At 59.9% G+C, this 925-nt stretch carries 1 protein-coding gene; it reads right to left on the reverse strand.

What is annotated here, in order from left to right; translation table 11 throughout:
* Window positions 1-925, reverse strand: a 925-nt coding sequence (gene ugpC / locus STRDD11_RS13130; RefSeq protein ID WP_128837668.1) for an ABC transporter ATP-binding protein, incomplete at both ends; no start/stop codon positions are given.

Below are 925 nucleotides of genomic sequence, written 5' to 3' on the forward strand. Positions count from 1 at the left end.
CCGATACAGAGATGGTCGCATGCACCACTGAGTCCGGGAAGGTCTCCAGAAAGGCCGCCTCGGTATTGATGTCCTCCGGCCGAATCCCGAAGATCAGCTCCTTGCCCTCATAGCCCCTGTCCTGCAGGGTCTTGAGAATTCCCTGCGGCACTTTGAGCCGCAGCCCCTCAGCCACAATCTCTGAGCCCTCCAGCCTCACCGTCAGAAAGTTCATCGCCGGGCTGCCGATAAAGCCGGCCACAAACTTATTGACCGGGTGATGGTAGACCTCCTGCGGCGTACCGATTTGCTCGATGCGGCCAATCGTCCCCGTGCCGGCTGGGTTCTTGGTCGCCGACATGATGACAATGCGGTCGGCCAGGGTCATGGCCTCGGTCTGGTCATGGGTCACATAGATGGTCGTCGCCCCGATCCGGCGGTGAATCTTGGCAATCTCCGCCCGCATGGAAACGCGAAGTTTGGCATCCAGATTGGACAGGGGCTCGTCCATGAGGAAAACCTTTGCATCACGGACAATGGCCCGGCCCATGGCCACCCGCTGGCGCTGGCCGCCGGACAGGTCCGCCGGCTTGCGGCTGAGAAATTCCTTGAGACCCAGGATTTCCGCCGCCTCGCTGACCCGTCTGTCAATGTCCTCCTTGCTGTACTTGCGCAGTTTGAGCCCGAAGGCCATATTGTCATAGACGGTCATGTGGGGATAGAGGGCGTAGTTCTGGAAGACCATGGCGATGTCCCGGTCCTTGGGCGCCACGTCATTGACCACCTTGCCGTCGATGGAGGCTGTCCCCTCAGTGATGTCCTCCAGCCCCGCAATCATGCGCAGGGTGGTCGACTTGCCGCAGCCGGACGGGCCGACAAAGACGATAAACTCCTTGTCCTTAATATCCAGATTGAAATCCTCCACCGAGTAATGCTCGCTGTTGGG

Source organism: Streptococcus sp. DD11 (assembly GCF_001578865.1).
Lineage (GTDB): Bacteria > Bacillota > Bacilli > Lactobacillales > Streptococcaceae > Streptococcus > Streptococcus panodentis.